20 protein-coding genes and 4 tRNA genes are annotated in these 18307 nt (G+C 69.5%); 6 read left to right on the top strand and 18 right to left on the bottom strand.

What is annotated here, in order from left to right:
* Positions 1–23: 23 nt before the first annotated feature.
* From H9622_RS11005 to pdxS, 9 genes are all read right to left on the bottom strand, one after another.
* Positions 24–467 (bottom strand): preprotein translocase subunit YajC, encoded by a 444-nt coding sequence (locus H9622_RS11005; protein ID WP_191766430.1) that lies wholly within the window; start codon positions 465–467, stop codon positions 24–26.
* A gap of 84 nt (positions 468–551) precedes the next feature.
* Positions 552–1580 (bottom strand): Holliday junction branch migration DNA helicase RuvB, encoded by a 1029-nt coding sequence (ruvB, locus tag H9622_RS11000; protein ID WP_191766429.1) that lies wholly within the window; start codon positions 1578–1580, stop codon positions 552–554.
* A complete protein-coding gene (ruvA, locus tag H9622_RS10995) occupies positions 1573–2193 on the bottom strand; it encodes a Holliday junction branch migration protein RuvA (protein ID WP_191766428.1) in 621 nt (206 codons plus the stop codon). The genes ruvB and ruvA overlap by 8 nt, the downstream gene beginning before the upstream one ends.
* Positions 2194–2242: 49 nt before the next feature.
* Positions 2243–2821 carry a crossover junction endodeoxyribonuclease RuvC gene (gene ruvC / locus H9622_RS10990; RefSeq protein ID WP_191766427.1) on the bottom strand — a complete coding sequence of 193 codons (579 nt, stop codon included), beginning with the start codon at positions 2819–2821 and terminating at the stop codon, positions 2243–2245.
* A gap of 63 nt (positions 2822–2884) precedes the next feature.
* The gene (locus H9622_RS10985) at positions 2885–3643 is read right to left on the bottom strand and encodes a YebC/PmpR family DNA-binding transcriptional regulator (protein ID WP_191766426.1); all 759 of its coding nucleotides are present in this window, start codon (positions 3641–3643) and stop codon (positions 2885–2887) included.
* A gap of 146 nt (positions 3644–3789) precedes the next feature.
* Entirely contained in the window at positions 3790–4323 is a 534-nt protein-coding gene (locus H9622_RS10980; protein WP_191766425.1) for a DUF1697 domain-containing protein, read from the bottom strand.
* A 4-nt stretch (positions 4324–4327) separates the two neighbouring features.
* Entirely contained in the window at positions 4328–4849 is a 522-nt protein-coding gene (locus H9622_RS10975; protein ID WP_191766424.1) for a hypothetical protein, read from the bottom strand.
* The gene (gene pdxT / locus H9622_RS10970; protein WP_225221958.1) at positions 4846–5475 is read right to left on the bottom strand and encodes a pyridoxal 5'-phosphate synthase glutaminase subunit PdxT; all 630 of its coding nucleotides are present in this window, start codon (positions 5473–5475) and stop codon (positions 4846–4848) included. The genes H9622_RS10975 and pdxT overlap by 4 nt, the downstream gene beginning before the upstream one ends.
* Before the next feature lie 13 nt (positions 5476–5488).
* Entirely contained in the window at positions 5489–6379 is an 891-nt protein-coding gene (gene pdxS / locus H9622_RS10965; RefSeq protein WP_191766422.1) for a pyridoxal 5'-phosphate synthase lyase subunit PdxS, read from the bottom strand.
* Between the two features lie 117 nt (positions 6380–6496).
* Between pdxS and H9622_RS10960 the strand changes: the two genes are divergently transcribed.
* Positions 6497–7840, top strand: coding sequence for an aminotransferase class I/II-fold pyridoxal phosphate-dependent enzyme (locus H9622_RS10960; RefSeq protein ID WP_191766421.1), 1344 nt, complete (start codon positions 6497–6499; stop codon positions 7838–7840).
* Between the two features lie 7 nt (positions 7841–7847).
* Positions 7848–8699, top strand: coding sequence for a pyridoxal kinase PdxY (gene pdxY / locus H9622_RS10955; protein WP_191766420.1), 852 nt, complete (start codon positions 7848–7850; stop codon positions 8697–8699).
* A gap of 43 nt (positions 8700–8742) precedes the next feature.
* Here the strand turns inward: pdxY and H9622_RS10950 are convergent, their stop codons facing one another.
* Together H9622_RS10950 and thrS are read right to left on the bottom strand one after the other, a co-directional pair.
* Positions 8743–9315, bottom strand: coding sequence for an HIT family protein (locus H9622_RS10950; protein ID WP_318247089.1), 573 nt, complete (start codon positions 9313–9315; stop codon positions 8743–8745).
* A gap of 65 nt (positions 9316–9380) precedes the next feature.
* Positions 9381–11372 carry a threonine--tRNA ligase gene (thrS, locus tag H9622_RS10945; RefSeq protein WP_191766418.1) on the bottom strand — a complete coding sequence of 664 codons (1992 nt, stop codon included), beginning with the start codon at positions 11370–11372 and terminating at the stop codon, positions 9381–9383.
* 226 nt (positions 11373–11598) lie between these two features.
* Here thrS and H9622_RS10940 point away from each other — a divergent pair, with 226 nt between their 5' ends.
* Complete coding sequence (locus tag H9622_RS10940; RefSeq protein WP_191766417.1) at positions 11599–11811, top strand: KTSC domain-containing protein; 213 nt, start codon at positions 11599–11601, stop codon at positions 11809–11811.
* Positions 11812–11876: 65 nt separating this feature from the next.
* Here the strand turns inward: H9622_RS10940 and H9622_RS10935 are convergent.
* The 3 genes from H9622_RS10935 to H9622_RS10925 form a co-directional block, all read right to left on the bottom strand.
* Positions 11877–11951: transfer RNA gene (locus H9622_RS10935), tRNA-Val, on the bottom strand.
* A 23-nt stretch (positions 11952–11974) separates the two neighbouring features.
* Positions 11975–12048, bottom strand: a tRNA-Cys gene (locus H9622_RS10930).
* Between the two features lie 56 nt (positions 12049–12104).
* Positions 12105–12177: transfer RNA gene (locus H9622_RS10925), tRNA-Gly, on the bottom strand.
* 153 nt (positions 12178–12330) lie between these two features.
* Between H9622_RS10925 and H9622_RS10920 the strand changes: the two genes are divergently transcribed.
* Positions 12331–12403 (top strand) — tRNA-Val (locus tag H9622_RS10920).
* A gap of 84 nt (positions 12404–12487) precedes the next feature.
* Here H9622_RS10920 and H9622_RS10915 read toward each other — a convergent pair.
* The 3 genes from H9622_RS10915 to zapE all read right to left on the bottom strand — a co-directional run bounded on the left by H9622_RS10915 (position 12488) and on the right by zapE (position 15561).
* Complete coding sequence (locus H9622_RS10915) at positions 12488–13018, bottom strand: type II toxin-antitoxin system PemK/MazF family toxin (protein ID WP_404802870.1); 531 nt, start codon at positions 13016–13018, stop codon at positions 12488–12490.
* A 66-nt stretch (positions 13019–13084) separates the two neighbouring features.
* Entirely contained in the window at positions 13085–14326 is a 1242-nt protein-coding gene (locus H9622_RS10910) for an ammonium transporter (RefSeq protein ID WP_191766415.1), read from the bottom strand.
* A 206-nt stretch (positions 14327–14532) separates the two neighbouring features.
* Positions 14533–15561, bottom strand: a complete 1029-nt coding sequence (gene zapE, locus H9622_RS10905) for a cell division protein ZapE (protein ID WP_191766414.1) — start codon at positions 15559–15561, stop codon at positions 14533–14535.
* 120 nt (positions 15562–15681) lie between these two features.
* Here zapE and H9622_RS10900 point away from each other — a divergent pair, with 120 nt between their 5' ends.
* Both H9622_RS10900 and H9622_RS10895 read left to right on the top strand, forming a co-directional pair.
* Positions 15682–16584, top strand: coding sequence for a sulfurtransferase (locus H9622_RS10900; RefSeq protein WP_191766413.1), 903 nt, complete (start codon positions 15682–15684; stop codon positions 16582–16584).
* A 35-nt stretch (positions 16585–16619) separates the two neighbouring features.
* Entirely contained in the window at positions 16620–17060 is a 441-nt protein-coding gene (locus tag H9622_RS10895; protein ID WP_191766412.1) for a SufE family protein, read from the top strand.
* A gap of 15 nt (positions 17061–17075) precedes the next feature.
* Here the strand turns inward: H9622_RS10895 and H9622_RS10890 are convergent, their stop codons facing one another.
* The gene (locus H9622_RS10890; protein ID WP_191766411.1) at positions 17076–18296 is read right to left on the bottom strand and encodes an alpha/beta hydrolase family protein; all 1221 of its coding nucleotides are present in this window, start codon (positions 18294–18296) and stop codon (positions 17076–17078) included.
* Between the last annotated feature and the right edge of the window lie 11 nt (positions 18297–18307).

Here is an 18307-nt window from a genome sequence, read left to right as displayed (position 1 = left end):
AGGCAGCCCCGAGGGGCCGGTGGTCAGGCCTGGGGCTTGGTGCCGCTGTCGGCGTCCGGGTCGGAGTCCGCCTTCGCGGGGCTCTCGGCGACGTCGTCGTTCACGAGCGGCGCCGGCTCGACGACGACGTCATCGGCCGGAGCGGTCGTCGGAACGAAGTCGTCCTCGGTCTGCTGCTCGACGGTCGGGGTGACGACGCGGAGAATCGCCTGGCTGTGCACCTTGATGTCGACGCCGGGCGCGATCTCGACGACCGCCGGCTGGTCGAGGTTCTCGGGGTCGTACGACACGATCGTGCCGTAGAGCCCGCCCTGCAGCAGCACCTCGGCGCCCGGCACGGTGTTGCGCGCGCGCTCCTCCTGCTCGAGCTTCTGCTTCGCCATCCGACGGCGCGAGCTCCAGAACATGAAGACCAGGAGCACGACCAGCAGGATGATGAGGCCGTAGTTGGTGAAGAACTCGTTCATTGGAGGTGAGGTGACCTTTCGGGTCAGACATGCACCATGGCGGCGCTGCCTGCGAGGAGGAGGGTAGGCGAAAGCCTCCAGCGATTATAGGTCATCGAAGTCGAGCACCGATTCGACAGGCCGGGCGCCCAGATGAGCGTACGCCTCGGGTGTCGCGACGCGGCCTCGGGGCGTCCTCCCCATGAACCCGATCCGCACCAGATAGGGCTCGACGACCGACTCGATGGTCTCCGCCTCCTCCCCGACCGCGACGGCGAGCGTGCCGAGTCCGACCGGGCCGCCGCGGAACCGCCGCACGACGGCGTCGAGCACGGCGCGGTCGAGCCGGTCGAGGCCGATCGAGTCCACGTCGTACAGGTCGAGGGCGGCATCGACGAGCGCCGTGTCGGCCGCCTCCCCGTCGCCGTGGACGATCAGGTAGTCGCGCACGCGGCGCAGCAGGCGGTTCGCGATGCGGGGCGTTCCTCGCGAGCGGCGCGCGATCTCGGCGCGGGCTTCGGGTGGCACCGAGACGCCGAGCATGACCGCCGATCGCGCGATGACCCGCTCCAGCTCTTCGGGCTCGTAGTACTCGAGGTGGGCGGTGAAGCCGAAGCGGTCGCGGAGCGGGTTCGGCAGCAGCCCGGAGCGCGTGGTCGCGCCGACCAGCGTGAACGGCGCGAGATCGAGCGGGATGCTGGTCGCGCCGGCGCCCTTGCCCACCATGATGTCGATGCGGAAGTCCTCCATGGCGAGGTACAGCATCTCTTCGGCGGAGCGCGCCATGCGGTGGATCTCGTCGATGAACAGCACTTCGCCCGGCATGAGGCTCGACAGCAGTGCCGCGAGATCGCCGGCGTGCTGAATGGCGGGCCCGCTCGAGAGCCGCAGCGGGCGTGCGCTCTCGTGGGCGACGATCATGGCAAGGGTCGTCTTGCCGAGTCCGGGCGGACCGGACAGCAGGATGTGGTCGGGCGGACGCTGCTGGATGCGCGCGGCATCGAGCAGCAGCTGCAGCTGGCCCCGCACCTTCTGCTGGCCGACGAACTCGGAGAGGGAGGTCGGGCGCAGCGCGCCCTCGATCGCCAGCTCGGTCTCGTCGGCGGGCTCGGCGGCGTCTCGGAGGTCATCCACCGACGGGCTCCTTCCGCGCGGGGCCGAGCACCGACAGCGTCAGCCGCAGCAGCGCCGGCACCGAGGCGCGGTCGGCCGGAGCCGCGTCGCCGGCGACGGATTCGACCGCCTCGGCGGCCACGCGCTCCGACCAGCCCAGGCCGATGAGCGCCTGCACGACCTGCGCGGGGACGGCGGCCGAGGCATCCGCTCGGCTCGTCGGCGACGGATGCGAGGCCACGATCTTGCCGGCGAGCTGGACCACGATGAGCTTGGCGGTCTTGGGGCCGATGCCCGACACGCGTCGGAACGGGGCGTCGTCGTCGGCGCTCACTGCGTCGGCGATCTGCGGCACGGTGAGCGTGGCGAGCACGCCGAGCGCCGACTTCGGGCCCACGCCGGTCACTCCGAGCAGCTGCGTGAACACGGTCAGCTCGTCACGACCCTCGAAGCCGAAGAGCGAGAGTGCGTCTTCTCGCACGATGAGACTCGTGTGCAGCATGATCTGCTCGCCGAGGTGCGCCGCGCGCGCCACCTGCGGGGTCACGGCGACCGAGAGTCCCACCCCGCCGACCTCGACCACGATCGAATCGGGCTCGATGTGCAGCACGGTGCCGCGGACTGACGAGATCATGCTCCGAGCCTACGTGCGCGTTCGGACGTTTGTTCGACCGACACGCTCGTCATCGCCGCGCGAGGCGCTCGGCATCCGCCCACGCCCGCTGGGCGGGAGTGAGGGGGCCGGATGCCGCGGCCGCCGCCCGTCCGCCGCGCCACGCGTGGCACAGGGCGATGGCCAGAGCGTCGGCGGCGTCCGCCGGCTGCGGCAGCGCATCGAGGCGCAGCACGCGCGCGACCATCGCCTGCACCTGGCGCTTGTCGGCGGCGCCGTAGCCGGTGACGGCGGCCTTGACCTCGGACGGCGTGTGCGTCGCCGCGGGCAGCCCGCGCTCCCCCGCCACCAGCAGCGCGATGCCGCTCGCCTGCGCAGTGCCCATGACTGTCTGGCGGTTGTGCTGGGCGAAGACCCGCTCGACGGCGACCACCTCGGGCGCGTGGTCGTCGATGACCGCACGCAGTCCGGCGGCGATGATCGCGAGCCGCTGCTCGATCGCCGCCGCAGGGTCGGAGCGCACGACGCCCACGTGCACGAGCCGCGCGGAGCGATCGGGCGACACGTCGACGACGCCGACGCCGCAGCGCGTGAGTCCGGGGTCGATGCCCAGGACGCGCAGCACACCGCGCGCGGGAGGAGTGGTCACTCCCCCACGCTAGGCGTGTGGCAGGCAGGCACGCTCCAGGCGCGCCACGGTCGGGGCCGAGGCCTACTCGTCGTTCTCGAGCTCGGCCTGGACGTCGGCGCTCAGGTCGAAGTTGCTGAAGACGTTCTGCACGTCGTCGCTGTCTTCCAGCGCGTCGATCAGGCGGAACACCTTGCGTGCCGTGTCGGCGTCGATCTCGACCTTCAGGTTCGGCACGAACTCGACGTCGGCCGACTCGTACTCGATGCCCGCGTCCTGCAGCGCGGTGCGGACGGCGACGAGGTCGGTGGCCTCGGTGATGACCTCGAAGCCCTGCGCGTGCGGCTCCACCTCTTCAGCGCCGGCTTCGAGGACCGCCATCATGACGTCGTCTTCGCTGGTGCCCTCGTCCGAGACGACGATGACGCCCTTGCGCGTGAAGTTGTACGCGACGCTGCCGGGGTCGGCGAGCGTGCCGCCGTTGCGGGTGAGCGCCGTGCGCACCTCCGCCGCCGCACGGTTCTTGTTGTCGGTGAGGCACTCGATCATGAGGGCGACACCGTTGGGACCGTAGCCCTCGTACATGATCGAGAGGTACTCGACCGACTCGCCGCCGATTCCGGCGCCGCGCTTGATGGCGCGATCGATGTTGTCCTTCGGGACCGACGTCTTCTTCGCCTTCAGGACTGCGTCGAAGAGCGTCGGGTTGCCCTGCAGGTCGGGGCCGCCCAGCTTCGCGGCGACCTCGATGTTCTTGATGAGCTTGGCCCACGACTTCGCACGGCGCGAATCGATGATCGCCTTCTTGTGCTTGGTCGTGGCCCACTTGGAATGCCCGGACATGCTTCTCCTGATCAGCTCGACGGCGGCTCACCCGCCCGGCCGCGGCCGACCGCGCATGGGGGTCCGGCCACCGGCTGACCATTCTAAACCTGCCTCGTCCGCCGCGTGCCGCCGTCGATGAGCGGTGGGCTGCGGTCGTCGACCGATCAGCCCAGGATGCGCCGGAGTGTGCGCAGATTGCGGTTCGTGGTGCGCGGCTTGTAGGCCGCCTTGGCGAGGATCTTCGCGAACGGCGTGTCGACGGTCGTGCCCTTGACGGGATTCCAGTACACGACGCCCGGTCCGGACGCGACCGGGTCGGCCGAGGCATCCAGCTGCGCCGCGGCGCCCACGAGCTCATCGCGGGTCGCATCGTCGACGCAGAAGATCACCCAGGGCTGCCGGGACGCATCAGCGTCGTCGAACAGGAAGCCGTCCGCGGCGGTGGCGAGCTCACCCAGGGTCACGAGCACGATCCACGCGTCGTAGCCGAAGCGGTCGCGCAGCGCCCCTTCGATCGCGGTCTTGAGCTTCGCCCGGGTGGATGCCGCTCCCCCGGCGTCGAAGACGACGTTGCCGCTCGCGAGCACGGTGCGCACGCTCTCGAATCCCAGCGCCGCGAAGACCGCCGCGAGATCGGCGCTGCGGATCGTGATGCCGCCGACGTTCACACCCCGCAGGAGCGCCACCCAGGTCGTCATCGTCTCAGAGGGCGAACTCGAAGCCGAACCGCGACGAGAGCAGCGCGACGAGATCGCGCGGCACCTTGGTGAGGTAGGCGGGTGCCGGCGCGAGCGTCTGCGGCGAGCCGATGAACGGGAAGTACACCGGTCCGTCGGTCCACGACTCCACGGTGTCGCGCACGGCGACGATCTCGCCGCCGATGCGGCGGAGCCCGGCCAGCGTGATCGGGTTGGCCAGCCGCAGCGTGTCGCTCACCGGCATGCGCCAGTGCGGCAGATCATCGCCCCGACGCGTGCGCGTCTCCTCGCTGAGCGGGCCGAGCACCCGACCCCACGCCGCGATGCCCGGGACGGCGAGCGTGCGGTCCCACACGAAGAGGGTGTCGCCCGGCTCGGTGAACCCGACCAGCTCATGGGACCACTCGAACCGGCGATCCCCCGACGACTTCGGGGCCGACAGCGCGTCGCCCACGATCCCGCGCGACGGGGCGATCATCCAGTAGCGCTCCTCAGGATGATCGCGCCACCAGTCGTTGATCGTCATGCCACCGAATCTACCGCCGGACGCCTCGCGCTCCGGACCGACCGCACGGTGTCGAGGAAGAGACGGTGGAACCTGTCCTCGCCGGTGACCTCGGGGTGGAACGCGCTCGCGATCAGGTTGCCCTGGCGCACGGCGACGATCCGACCGTCGTCGAGCTGGGCGAGCCTCTCGACGCCCGCGCCGGCCTCCTCGACGAGCGGCGCGCGGATGAACACCGCGTGCACGGGCTCGTCGCCCAGCACCGGGATCGCCAGATCGGTCTCGAACGAGTCGACCTGGCTGCCGAACGCGTTGCGCCGCACCGTCACGTCGAGACCGCCGAACGTCAGCTGACCCTCGATGCCGTCGGTGATCCGGTCCGCCAGCAGGATCATGCCCGCGCACGTGCCGTAGACCGGCAGCCCGCCGGCGATCGCCGCCCGGACGGGCTCGCGCATGCCGAACGCGCGCGAGAGCTTGTCGATGACGCTCGACTCGCCGCCCGGGATCACGAGGCCCTCGACCGCCGCGAGTTCGGCCGGGCGCCGGACGAGCACCACGTCGGCGCCGAGGTCCGAGAGCACGCGCGCGTGCTCTCGGACGTCTCCCTGCAGCGCGAGGACGCCGACGGCGGGTCGTGACGGCATCACGACGCTCCGATCACCAGCCGCGCTCGGCGAGGCGGTGCGGTGCCGGGAGGTCGGAGACATTGATGCCCACCATGGCCTCGCCGAGTCCGCGCGAGACGTCGGCGATGACCTTGGCGTCGTCGTAGAACGTCGTCGCCTTCACGATCGCAGCGGCGCGCTGCGCCGGGTTGCCAGACTTGAAGATGCCCGAGCCGACGAACACGCCGTCGGCGCCCATCTGCATCATCATCGCGGCGTCGGCCGGGGTGGCCACTCCGCCGGCGACGAACAGCACGACGGGAAGCGTGCCGGTCTCGGCGACCTCGGCGACCAGATCGTACGGCGCCTGCAGCTCCTTCGCGGCGACGTACAGCTCATCCTTCGTCATCGACTTCAGCTGGTTGATCTCGCTGGTGATCTTGCGGATGTGCTTCGTCGCCTCCGACACGTCTCCGGTGCCCGCCTCGCCCTTGGAGCGGATCATGGCCGCACCCTCGTTGATGCGCCGCAACGCCTCACCGAGATTGGTCGCACCGCACACGAAGGGCACGGTGAAGCCCCACTTGTCGATGTGGTTCACGTAGTCGGCCGGCGACAGCACCTCGGATTCGTCGATGTAGTCCACGCCGAGCTCCTGCAGCACCTGCGCCTCGACGAAGTGGCCGATGCGGGCCTTCGCCATGACGGGGATCGAGACGGCCTCGATGATGCCGTCGATCATGTCGGGGTCGCTCATCCGCGACACTCCACCCTGCGCGCGGATGTCGGCCGGAACGCGCTCGAGCGCCATCACGGCGACGGCGCCGGCGTCTTCGGCGATCTTCGCCTGCTCGACGGTGACGACGTCCATGATGACGCCGCCCTTGAGCATCTCGGCCAGTCCGCGCTTGACGCGTCCGGTGCCCGTGTCGACAGTGCTCACAGCGATTCCCTTCGGAGGGCCGCGCGCGACCGCGCGACGGAGATATGGATCGAGTTTGACCTAGGCCAAAAGATATCATGTACCGCGACCTAGACTCGGACCGCGAAGGGCGGTGCCATGGACCTCGAGATCAGCGGGCGATCCGCGTCGGAGATCGCGGACAGCCTCCGCTCCCTCATCGAGCGCGGGATGCTCCGGCCCGGCGACCCGCTCCCGTCGGTGCGCGCGCTCGCCGACGAGCTCGGCATCAACCGCAACACCGCCGTCGCCGCCTACCGCCAGCTCACCCAGGCGGGTGTCGTGGTCACGCGCGGACGCGGGGGCACACACGTCGCCGACCACGCCGTTGTCGCCCAGGAGGGGTTCGCCGCCGACAGCGTGCTGCGCGATGTCGGCACCGGCAACCCCGATCCCGACCGGATCCCGCGGCTCGAGAAGGCGCTCGCGCGGGCGGCGGGTCGGCCGGTGCTCTACGGTGAGCCCGTGATCGATCCCGACCTCGAGGTCTGGGCGCAGCAGTGGATGACCGAGGGGCTGACGGCCGCGGCATCCGCTCGCCTCACCATAACCAGCGGCGCGGCCGACGCGGTGGAGCGGCTGCTCGCCCAGGCGCTCACGCGCGATGATGCGGTGGCGCTCGAGGATCCGTGCTTCTTGGCGAGCATCCACACGGTCCGGCTCGGTGGCTACCGGCCGGTGCCGGTTCCGGTCGACGGCGAGGGCATGACCGTCGACGGCCTGCGCCGGGCGCTCGAGGACGGCGTGCGGGCGGTCGTGTGCACCCCGCGCGCGCAGAACCCGACGGGCGCGAGCCTCTCCGCGCGACGTGCCGCCGACCTGCGCGCGCTGCTGCGCGACCACCCCTACGTGCTCGTCATCGAGGACGACCACTTCTCGATGCTCTCGCGACGCCCGTACCACTCGCTCATCGGGCCGGAGCACCGCCGGTGGGCGCTCGTGCGGTCGGTGTCGAAGTTCCTCGGACCCGACATGTGCCTCGCTGTGACCGCGTCCGACCCCGAGACCGCCGACCGGCTCGCGATGCGCCTCACGCCCGGCACGACCTGGGTGAGCCACCTGCTGCAGCGCCTGGTGCACGCGCAGGTCACGGACGCCGCCACCGTCGCGGCGATCGAGGACGCCGGCGAGCACTACGCCGTGCGCAACGCCGCCTTCGCCGAGCGGCTGACCGCGCACGGCATCCCCGCCGAAGCGGGCGACGGGCTGAACCTGTGGGTGTCGCTGCCGACCCCGGCCCGCTCGGTGTCGGAGCAGCTGATGCGGCGCGGCTGGCTCGCCCGCACCGGCGACGAGTTCGTCCTCGCTGTGGGCACGCCCTCGCGTCAACTGCGCCTGACCGTGCACGATCTCGAAGACGACGACGCCGAGCAGCTCGCCGCCGACCTCGCGGCCGCGGTCCGCGCGGCCCGCGGCCGGCCCGTGCTGGCCGAGGTGGGATGATCGAGCGGTGAAGATCCTCTCGATCCAGTCGGCCGTCGCCTACGGCCACGTCGGCAACTCGGCCGCCGTCTTCCCGCTGCAGCGCATCGGCGTCGAGGTGCTCCCCGTCTACACGGTGAACTTCTCGAACCACACGGGCTACGGAGCATGGCGCGGTCCGCTCATCAGCCCCGACGATGTGCGCGAGGTCATCCTCGGCATCGAGGAGCGGGGCGCGTTCCCCGAGATCGACGTCGTGCTCTCGGGCTACCAGGGCGGCGAGGGGATCGCCGACGTCATCCTCGACACCGTGCAGCGCGTGAAGCAGGCCAACCCGTCGGCCGTGTACTCGTGCGACCCGGTGATGGGCAACGCCAAGTCGGGCTGCTTCGTGGCCCCTGCCATCCCGATCCTGCTGCGCGATCGCGTCGTACCGGCCGCAGACATCATCACGCCGAACCAGTTCGAGCTCGGGTTCCTCACCGACACCCAGCCCGACACGCTCGAGACGACGCTCGCCTCCGTCGAGCTCATCCGCGCCACCGGGCCGCGCACGGTGCTCGTCACCAGCGTCGAGCGCCCCGACGCGCCCGATGAGACCATCGAGATGCTCGCCGTCGACGACTCCGGCGCCTGGATCGTGCGCACCCCGCACATCCCGATGAAGGCCAACGGCTCGGGCGACGTCACCGCGGCGCTCTTCACGGCGCACTATCGCGGCACGGGTGACCTGGCCTACGCGCTCGCGCGCACCACGTCGAGCGTGTTCGAACTCCTCGAGCGCACGCACGCTTCAGGACAGCGCGAGCTGCAGCTCGTCGAGTCGCAGGAGGCCTACGCCAGCCCGCGGATGCAGTTCGACGTCACGCGCGTCGCATGAGAGATGAGCGGATGCCTCGCTCGAGGCATCCGCTCATCTGTTCTCACACTGTCCAGGCCTCGGCCACGGCGCGGCGCACGTCGCCGAGCAGCTGCGGCAGCGCCTTGGTGCGCGCGATGATCGGGAAGAAGTTCGCGTCGGACGCCCACCGTGGCACGACGTGCTGGTGGAGGTGCTCGTCGACGCCGGCTCCTGCGACACTCCCCTGATTCATGCCGATGTTGAAGCCGTCGCAGCGTGACACGGTCCGCAGCACACGCATGGCCTGCTGCGTCAGAGCGCCGATCTCGGCGACCTCTTCCTCAGTCGCCTGGTCGTAGGTCGCGATGTGGCGGTACGGGCAGATGAGCAGGTGGCCGGAGTTGTAGGGGAACAGGTTCAGCAGCGCGTACGCGGTGCGTCCGCGCGCCACGATGAGCCCGTCCTCGTCGGACTTGTTCGGCGCCTCGCAGAACGGGCACGTCTCGCGCAGCGGGTCGGGCCCGGCCTTGATGTACGCCATGCGGTGCGGAGTCCACAGGCGCTGAAAGCCGTCCGGCACACCCGGGAGCGTCGCCGCGTCGATGAGCGCCGGGTCTGCGTGGACCCGGTCGGCGTCAACCGGGTCGTCGCTCACGCGCCCTTCGACAAGCTCAGGAACCGGGACTTCGCGATCCCGACTCCCCGCAAGCGGGTCGTCGCTCACGCGAAGTCCTCTGCGCCGTTGATCAGGGCATGAGTCGCGATGGAGGCCTTCACCCGGCGGATCGCGTCGGCGATCGGCACCCCGTTCTCCTGCGTGCCGTCGCGGAAGCGGAACGACACCGTGCCGGCGGCCTGATCCTGCGCGCCCGCGATCAGCATGAGCGGCACCTTCTGCGTGGTGTGGGTGCGGATCTTCTTCTGCATGCGGTCGTCGCTGTGGTCGAGCTCCGCCCGCACGCCCTCGCTCTTCAGCTGCGCCACGACGTCGCCGAGGTAGTCGGCGAAATCGTCGGCAACCGGGATGCCCACGACCTGCACCGGCGACAGCCACACCGGGAAGGCGCCGGCGTAGTGCTCGAGCAGGATCGCGAAGAAGCGCTCGATCGAGCCGAAGAGCGCGCGGTGGATCATGATCGGCCGCTTCTTCTGGCCGTCGCGATCGGTGTACTCGAGCTCGAAGCGCTCGGGCAGGTTCGGGTCGACCTGGACCGTCGAGAGCTGCCAGGTTCGGCCGATCGCGTCACGCGTCTTCAGATCGATCTTCGGGCCGTAGAACGCGGCCTCGCCGGGGACCTCCGTGAGCTTGAGCCCGCTCTGGAGGGCGACGTTGCGCAGGGCGTTGGTCGAGTACTCCCAGAACTCGTCCGATCCGATCCACTTGTCCTTCTCGTCGTCGCGCATCGAGAGTTCGAGCTCGAAGTCGTCGAGGCCGAAGTCCCGCAGCATCGAGATGACGAAGGAGAGCACCCGGGTGGTCTCCTCCTCGAGCTGGTCGGGGGTGACGAAGAGGTGCGAGTCGTCCTGGGTGAAGCCGCGCACGCGGGTGAGTCCGTGCAGCGCGCCGGACAGCTCGTTGCGGTACACCGTGCCGTTCTCGGCGAGGCGCATTGGCAGGTCGCGGTAGCTGCGCGCACGCTCCTTGAAGATCAGGATGTGCATCGGGCAGTTCATCGGCTTCAGGTAGTAGTCCTGGCCGTGCTTGGTGATCTCGCCCGCTGCGTCGCGCTCCTCGTCGAGGTGGATGGGCGGGAACATGCCCTCTTTGTACGTGACGAGGTGGTTGGACTGAAGGAAGAGGTCTTCCTTCGAGATGTGCGGCGTGTACACGTAGGTGTAGCCGCCCTCGATGTGCCGCCGCCGCGCGTGCTGCTCCATCTCGCCGCGCACGATGCCGCCGCGCGGGTGCCACACTGACAGGCCTGAGCCGATCTCGTCGGGGAAGGAGAAGAGGTCGAGCTCCTTGCCGAGCTTGCGGTGATCGCGCTTGGCGGCCTCCTCCAGGCGCTGCTGGTACGCGCGCAGCTCGTCCTTCGTCGGCCAGGCGGTGCCGTAGATGCGCTGCAGCTGCGGGTTCTTCTCGCTGCCGCGCCAGTACGCGCCGGCGACGCGCTGGAGCGCCCAGCCGTTGCCGATCATGCGGGTGTTCGGCAGGTGCGGTCCGCGGCACAGGTCCTTCCAGACCGTCTGCCCGTCGCGGTCGACGTTGTCGTAGATCGTCAGCTCGCCGGCGCCGACTTCGACGGAGGCGCCCTCGGCAGCCTCCTTCGAGCCGCCCTTGAGCCCGATGAGCTCGAGCTTGAACGGCTCGTCGACGAGTTCGACGCGCGCCTCCTCGTCGGACACGACGCGGCGCACGAAGCGCTGCCCCTCGCGGATGATGCGCTGCATCTCCTTGTCGATGGCCTTCACGTCTTCGGGCGTGAACGGGTGCTCGACACCGAAGTCGTAGTAGAAGCCGTCGGTGATCGGCGGCCCGATGCCGAGGTCGGCCTGCGGGTTGATGCGCTGGACGGCCTGCGCGAGGACATGCGCTGCGGAGTGCCGCAGGATGTTCAGCCCGTCGGGGCTGTCGATGGTGACGGGTTCGACCTCATCGGTGTCCTCGACGCGCGTGGCGAGGCCTTTCAACTCGCCGTTCACGCGGAGGGCGACCACAGAGCGGTCGGGGAAAAGGGCGAACCCGTCGGCGGGGTACGACACGTCAGTCACGGAAACTCTCCTGGAGGTGGCTCGGATCAAAACTACTCAGCTTCGGACGCCGGACGCGTCCTGCCCGCTCAGGCGCCGAGCGTTCGCGTGCCGGCCGTCACGGCCCAGACTGCGTGCGTCGACACGGCGAGTTCCATTCGTCGAGTCTATCCAGTCGCTCCGGGCGAACCGCTCCCCCGGCGCGGGCGGCGGGATGCCGCGGGCGCCGCGTCGTACGCTCGGCAGCATGAGGCGACGGAGCATCGAGTCCACCGCCATCGCATCGGTCGGCTACGACCCCGCGATGGCGATCCTGGAGATCGAGTTCACGTCGGGTGACGTGTACGAGTTCTTCGCCGTTCCGCCCTCGGTGCACGACGGGCTGCTCGCCGCCGAGAGCCCGGGACGCTTCTTCCAGTCGCGGATCCGGGAGCGGTATCCCGACCGTCAGAAGCGCTGAAGCGGGCCTCAACCGGTTCGAACCGGAAACGCGAAAGCCCCCGGCATCCGGGGGCTTTCTCTGTGTGGTGCGCGATACTGGGATCGAACCAGTGACCTCTTCCGTGTCAGGGAAGCGCGCTACCGCTGCGCCAATCGCGCCTGTGAAGGCTATTCAGTTCGAGTGGAGGTGGCGACGGGATTCGAACCCGTGTAAACGGCTTTGCAGGCCGGTGCCTAGCCGCTCGGCCACGCCACCGCGTGTGGTTTGACCCCACGTGCCGTGGCTTCCTTATTAAGAAGCCCCTGCACTCGAGCGGATGACGAGACTCGAACTCGCGACCCTCACCTTGGCAAGGTGATGCGCTACCAACTGCGCTACATCCGCATTTCGTTCCCGGATTCGCACCCGGGCACTTGAAGAACTTTATCCCACGAACGGCGCAGTGCAAAACCGAGCGCGGCCCGCGCGTGTCTCCCAATCCGGTCTCAGGCACTCTCCTGGATCCGGTAGTATCGAGTCTCGGCCCCTCGGGGCCACGGGCGATTGGCGCAGTTGGTAGCGCGCTTCCTTCACACGGAAGAGGTCATCAGTTCGAGTCTGGTATCGCCCACCGAAATGCCCCGTGAAAAGCCCCGGTCCTCCGGGGCTTTTCCGTTGGTGCGACAGTGCCGCCGCGGTACCCACGCATGGCCATCTACGCGGTCGTGCCTTCCGCGCTCCAGCCATAGCGGCTGCCCAGCGCCGCCGCCACCCGGGCGAACCGGTCCGGCTCGAGGACGGACGCTTCGCGCCGCACGCCGGTCCGGTGCACTCGGTAGATCTGCTCGATGTCGACCCAGGACGGCCGACCCCGCGCATCCCACGATCCCGAGCCGAGCGCGAGATAGTCGCGGTCGCCGTCGTGCGACTTGCTGGTGAGCCGGACGGCGTACACCCAGTCGTGGTCCTCGCGTGCGATGACGAGCACAGGCCGGTCCTTGCCGCGGCCGTCGCGCTCGTCGTACGGCACCCAGGTCCAGATGATCTCGCCGGCGTCGGGCTCGCCGTCCACATCCGGGACGTAGCTGATTCGCAGGCCGCCCGGGCCCGGAGGCACGATCTCGACGGTGGCAGTGTCTCCGAAGCGGCCGGGCTCATCGCCTTCGACGTCGGAGGGTCGGGTGCTCGCCGCTACCGGACGGAAGAGCTGCGCGATACGGCTGAGCAGGCGGGAGTGCGTCACCAGGTCACCCTAGCGACGACCAAGAGGGGCGCGCGGTCTGCCCGCGGCGCCCCTCTTTCCGTCGATGCGTCAGACGCGCTCGTCGAGGAGGTATCCCTCCTCGCCGTGCACGACCGTGTCGACGCCGGCGATCTCGTCCTCGTTCTTCACGCGGAAGCCGATCGTCTTCTCGATGACGAACCCGATCACGAACGACACCGCGAAGGAGTAGATCAGCACGCCGAGGGCGGCGATGACCTGCACGACCAGCTGCTCCGGGCCGCCGCCGAGGAAGAGGCCGGTCTCGGACGCGAAGAAGCCGAGGTAGATCGTTCCGATGAGGCCGCCGACGAGGTGGATGCCCACGACGTCGAGCGAGTCGTCGAAGCCGAGCTTGAACTTCAGTTCGATCGCCAGGGCGCAGATGGCACCGGTGACGACACCGAGCAGCAGGGCCCATCCGGGGGTGAGGTTGGCGCAGGCCGGGGTGATCGCGACGAGACCGGCGACGGCACCCGAGGCGGCGCCCACCGACGTGGGCTTGCCGTCCTTGAACTTCTCGACGAGGATCCAGCCGATGACCGCGGCCGCGGTCGCACCGAGCGTGTTGATGGTGATGAGGCCGACGCCTCCCATGTCCTCCGACAGCCACTCCGCGCCGCCGTTGAAACCGAACCAGCCGAACCACAGAAGCGATGCGCCCAGCAGCGTCAGGGGCACGTTGTGCGGCTTGAGGATGCCCTTCTGGAAGCCGATGCGCTTGCCGAGAACGAGAGCCAGCGCGAGGGCTGCGGCACCGGCGTTGATGTGCACGGCCGTGCCACCGGCGTAGTCGATGACGGCGACGCCGCTCTCCTCACCGAACAGCGTGGTGCCGAGGTTGTAGACCCAGCCACCACCCCACACCCATGCGGCCACGGGGAAGTAGACGAGCGTCGCGAACAGGCCCGCGAAGATCATCCAGGCGCCGAACTTGGCACGGTCGGCGATGGCGCCGGAGATCAGGGCGACCGTGATGATCGCGAAGGTGGCGCCGTACGCGGTGCCGAGCAGGCCCACGTTCGCATCGTCCCCCGACGCGAGGCTCGCGAGCCCGAAATCGCTGAAGGGGTTGCCGGCGAAGCTCCAGGTCCCGTCGACCACGCTCATGTTGGCGCCGTACAGGATCCAGAGCACGCCGACGAGGCCGAGCGCGCCGAAGCTCATCATCATCATGCTGACGACGCTCTTCGCTTTGACCAGGCCGCCGTAGAAGAACGCCACACCGGGCGTCATGAGCAGGACTAGAGCGGTTGCGGTTACCGCCCAGGCGATGTTGCCGGGTGCGTCCATGGGGTGATACCTCGCATCGGGGTTCGGTGGTGACAGAGCCACGAAGCACTCGGGAGGGTGCTGCGTGTCCCGTCAGTCTGGCGAGCGAGCGTTTCACCGGCCGTGCGTGTCGTGTTTCCCGATCGTTACAGCGGCCCCGTACGTGTAAACATCCTGTTTCGGCGCGACGAGAACGCGCCGCGAGTCCGTTCAGAAGGCGGTGTGCGTCAGGCGAGCGTCGACGCGACGAGCCGCGAGATGGCGCGCAGGTACTTCTTGCGGTACCCGCCGGCGAGCATCTCCTCGGGGAAGACGAGATCGAGCGAGACACCGGTCGCACGGATCGGCAGCTCGGCGTCGTAGACCCGGTCGATGAAAGCGACGAACCGCAGCGCGGCGGACTGGTCGCTGAACGGCGCCACCTCGCGCATGCCGACGGTGCTGAGCCCCTCGATGAGCCGGATGTACCGGGACGGGTGGACCTTCGCGAGGTGCGAGACCAGGTCGGCGAACGTGTCGTCCGACACCAGGCCCGAGGCCGCGGCATCCGCCACCGCCGCTTCGTACTGGGGCTGGGTCAGCACCTGGGCGTGTCCGTCGACCGCGCGATGACGGTAGTCGGTGCCGTCGATGCGGATGGTCTGGAAGCTCGAGGCCATCGCGTGGATCTCACGCATGAAGTCCTGGGCGGCGAACCGTCCCTCGCCGAGGGCGTTGGGAGGGGTGTTGGATGTCGCGGCCAGCCGCGTGCCGGAGGACACGAGCTCACCGAGCAGACGCGTCATCACCATCGTGTCGCCCGGATCGTCGAGTTCGAACTCGTCGATGCACAGCAGGTCGGCGCCGCGGAACAGCTCGACCGTGTTCTTGTAGCCGAGCGCTCCGACGAGGGCGGTGTACTCGATGAACGAACCGAAGTACTTCCGGCGTGCCGGGAGCGCGTGGTAGATCGCCGCCAGCAGGTGCGTCTTGCCGACGCCGAACCCGCCGTCGAGGTAGACGCCCGGCTTCGTCTCGGGCCGCTTCGCCTTGCGGAAGAAGCCGCCCTTCGCCGGCTGCCCGTTGCCTGCGAAGGCGAGGAGCAGATCCTTCGCCTCCTGCTGAGACGGGTAGGCGGGGTCGGCGCGGTACGTCTCGAACGTCGCGTCGGCGAACTGCGGCGGCGGCACGAGGGCTGCGACCATGTCGGCACCGGCGAGCTGCGGCGCGCGCTCCACGAGGTGCACGATGCCGGTACGGGTGGTCGAAGCGGTCATGCGCATCCTGTGTCGGTGTCTTACGGGAAGAGGCGGGGTCCGTGCCCGGGAATCTAGGGTGAGATCGGACGGTTCAACCCTAGTCGTCCCCCTTTGACGCCCCGACCCGAGGAGCAGCCCATGACCGTCGAGCCCGACACATCGTCCGCGAAGTTCGCCGAGTACTCCGAGCCGAACCGGCTCGTCACCGGCGAATGGCTGCAGGAGCGGCTCGACACCCCCGGCCTGGTCGTGGTCGAGTCCGACGAGGACGTGCTGCTGTACGAGACCGGTCACATCCCGGGCGCGGTGAAGGTCGACTGGCACACCGAGCTCAACGATCCGGTGGTCCGCGACTATGTCGACGGCGCCGGCTTCGCCGAGCTGCTCAGCCGCAAGGGCATCAGCCGCGACGACACCGTCGTGATCTACGGTGACAAGAACAACTGGTGGGCCGCCTACGCGTTGTGGGTGTTCTCGCTCTTCGGTCACGAGGATGTGCGCCTGCTCGACGGCGGCCGCGACAAGTGGATCGCCGAAGGACGCCCGATCACGACCGAGCCGGCGAACCGGCCCGCGACCGATTACCCGGTCGTGGAACGCGACGACCGCGCGCTGCGTGCATACAAGGAGGACGTGCTCGCCCACCTCGGCAAGCCCCTGATCGACGTGCGCTCGCCCGAGGAGTACGACGGCTCGCGCACGTCCGCGCCGGCGTACCCCGAGGAGGGCGCGCTGCGCGCCGGCCACATCCCGACGGCGAAGAGCGTGCCGTGGGCGCGTGCGGTCGCCGAGGACGGCGGCTTCAAGACGCGTGCGGAACTCGACGCAATCTACCGTGACGAGGTCGGCCTGTCCGACGGCGATTCCGTCGTCGCGTACTGCCGGATCGGAGAGCGCTCGAGCCACACGTGGTTCGTGCTGAAGCACCTCCTCGGCTTCGAGGACGTCCGCAACTACGACGGCTCCTGGACGGAGTGGGGCAGCGCGGTGCGCGTTCCGATCGTCGCAGGCTCCGAGCCGGGCGAAGCGCCCGCGCGCTGAGCCGGCGCTCGTCTGCACGTGAAATGATGGCGGGGATGTCCGACCCAGTTCTGCCTGCAAGCCTCGCCGAGATCCGCGACGACTTCCTCGAGCTGCCCGAATCCGAGCGGCTGCAGCTGCTGCTGGAGTTCTCGCAGGAGCTCCCGCCGGTCCCGGCCGAGTACGAGGGGCACCCCGAGCTCTACGAGCGCGTCGCCGAGTGCCAGTCCCCCGTGTTCATCGTGATCGACGTCGACGACGACGACGTGGTCGCGATGCACGCCACGGCGCCGCCCGAGGCGCCGACGACTCGCGGCTTCGCGAGCATCCTCGCCCAGGGGATCACGGGGCTCACGTCGGACGAAGTGCTCGCGATCCCCGCGGACTTCCCCCAGAGCATCGGCCTCACACGGGTCGTCTCGCCGCTGCGGATCTCCGGCATGACCGGCATGCTCATGCGGGCGAAGCGCCAGGTGCAGGCGAAGCGCCACGACTGACCGGCTGCGCGGCGATCAGTCCTCAGCGGGGGTCGTCACTGCACTGAGGTCGTGAGCGGAGAGCCAGGTGCGGATGCGCGCGCTCCAGCGCTCCTGGTCGTAGTTCCACAGCTTGGTGTGGCGCGCCACCTCGAAGACCTCGAGCTCGACGATGTCGGGACGCGCCGTGACCAGGTCGTGCGACGCGTCGGAGGGGACGAAGCCGTCGTCGTCGCTGTGAAGGATGAGAATCGGATGCCGCAGCTCTCCCGCGCGCGCGACGACGTCGAGGCGGTCGAAGGGGATCGCGCTGCCGGCCCGCGTGATCGGCGTCGCCCATTCGCTCTTCAGCGCCCCGATGGCGAGCCCGCTCACCGTCGGCGGGACCTTCATCATGCGCGCCTGGTACTCGAGCACGAGTCGCCAGTCGACGACCGGCGACTCGAGGATCAGTCCCGCGATCGCATCACGGTGAGCCGAGTTCAGCGAGACCTGCAGCGAGATCGCACCGCCCATCGACCAACCCATGAGGATGATGCGCTTCGCGCCGCGGCGACGCGCGAACCCCACGGCCGCATCGACGTCGCGCCACTCCGTTGCGCCGAGCGTGTAGGTGCCCGCGCGGCTGCGCGGCGCCTCGCCGTCGTTGCGGTACGACACCACGAGCGAGGTGATCCCCGCCTGGTGGAAGAGGGGCACCGCCCGGAGGCACTCGGCGCGGGAGGTTCCTCGGCCGTGCACCTGGATTACCCAAACCTCGCCCTCCCCCGCGGGGAACAGCCACGCCGGGCACGGTCCGACCGCCGAGCCGATCAGCTCGGGCGTGTAGGGCAGGTGCAGCTCGTCGGGACGGTCGAAGTACCACCCGCTGAACGCGGCATCGGGCGACAGCCGCGAGTCCGAGCCGATGTGGGTGAGGAGCTTGCGCTTGACGCTGGTCTCGTCTTCGGACAGCACCGACCCGAGCTTGACGTAATTCGACGTCCCGCTCGTGAAGAGCCCGTAGCGTCCGGGCAGCTCCGTGTCGGGCGTGCGCGTGAGCGTGATCGTCTGCGCGGCGGTGTCGAGCGAAAGGATGCGGGTGTCGGGCAGCCGAACGGCCGGCGTGACCACCCGACGCGCCATGTGCACCGACGCGACGGCGAGAGCGGAGAGCACGCCGGCGAGGGCCACGCTGATCACGGTGAGCGCGGCCCGGATCCCGGCGACGAGACTGGGGGATGCGCCGCTCATCGCGGCGCGCCTGGAGGCGACCATCGAGGCCTCAC

The organism is Microbacterium gallinarum (genome assembly GCF_014837165.1).
GTDB classification, from domain to species: domain Bacteria; phylum Actinomycetota; class Actinomycetes; order Actinomycetales; family Microbacteriaceae; genus Microbacterium; species Microbacterium gallinarum.
The sequence above is the reverse complement of the archived record's forward strand: the minus strand, read 5'-3'. Positions and strand labels throughout refer to the sequence as shown.

Excerpts from the sequence above, each read along its gene's own strand:
- H9622_RS11005 (WP_191766430.1), bottom strand. The coding sequence starts at position 467 with ATGAACGAGTTCTTCACCAACTACGGCCTCATCATCCTGCTGGTCGTG.
- ruvA (WP_191766428.1), bottom strand. The coding sequence starts at position 2,193 with ATGATCTCGTCAGTCCGCGGCACCGTGCTGCACATCGAGCCCGATTCG.
- H9622_RS10985 (WP_191766426.1), bottom strand. The coding sequence starts at position 3,643 with ATGTCCGGGCATTCCAAGTGGGCCACGACCAAGCACAAGAAGGCGATC.
- H9622_RS10980 (WP_191766425.1), bottom strand. The coding sequence starts at position 4,323 with ATGACGACCTGGGTGGCGCTCCTGCGGGGTGTGAACGTCGGCGGCATC.
- H9622_RS10975 (WP_191766424.1), bottom strand. The coding sequence starts at position 4,849 with ATGACGATCAACGACTGGTGGCGCGATCATCCTGAGGAGCGCTACTGG.
- pdxT (WP_225221958.1), bottom strand. The coding sequence starts at position 5,475 with ATGCCGTCACGACCCGCCGTCGGCGTCCTCGCGCTGCAGGGAGACGTC.
- H9622_RS10960 (WP_191766421.1), top strand. The coding sequence starts at position 6,497 with ATGGACCTCGAGATCAGCGGGCGATCCGCGTCGGAGATCGCGGACAGC.
- H9622_RS10940 (WP_191766417.1), top strand. The coding sequence starts at position 11,599 with ATGAGGCGACGGAGCATCGAGTCCACCGCCATCGCATCGGTCGGCTAC.
- H9622_RS10910 (WP_191766415.1), bottom strand. The coding sequence starts at position 14,326 with ATGGACGCACCCGGCAACATCGCCTGGGCGGTAACCGCAACCGCTCTA.
- zapE (WP_191766414.1), bottom strand. The coding sequence starts at position 15,561 with ATGACCGCTTCGACCACCCGTACCGGCATCGTGCACCTCGTGGAGCGC.
- H9622_RS10900 (WP_191766413.1), top strand. The coding sequence starts at position 15,682 with ATGACCGTCGAGCCCGACACATCGTCCGCGAAGTTCGCCGAGTACTCC.
- H9622_RS10895 (WP_191766412.1), top strand. The coding sequence starts at position 16,620 with ATGTCCGACCCAGTTCTGCCTGCAAGCCTCGCCGAGATCCGCGACGAC.
- H9622_RS10890 (WP_191766411.1), bottom strand. The coding sequence starts at position 18,296 with ATGGTCGCCTCCAGGCGCGCCGCGATGAGCGGCGCATCCCCCAGTCTC.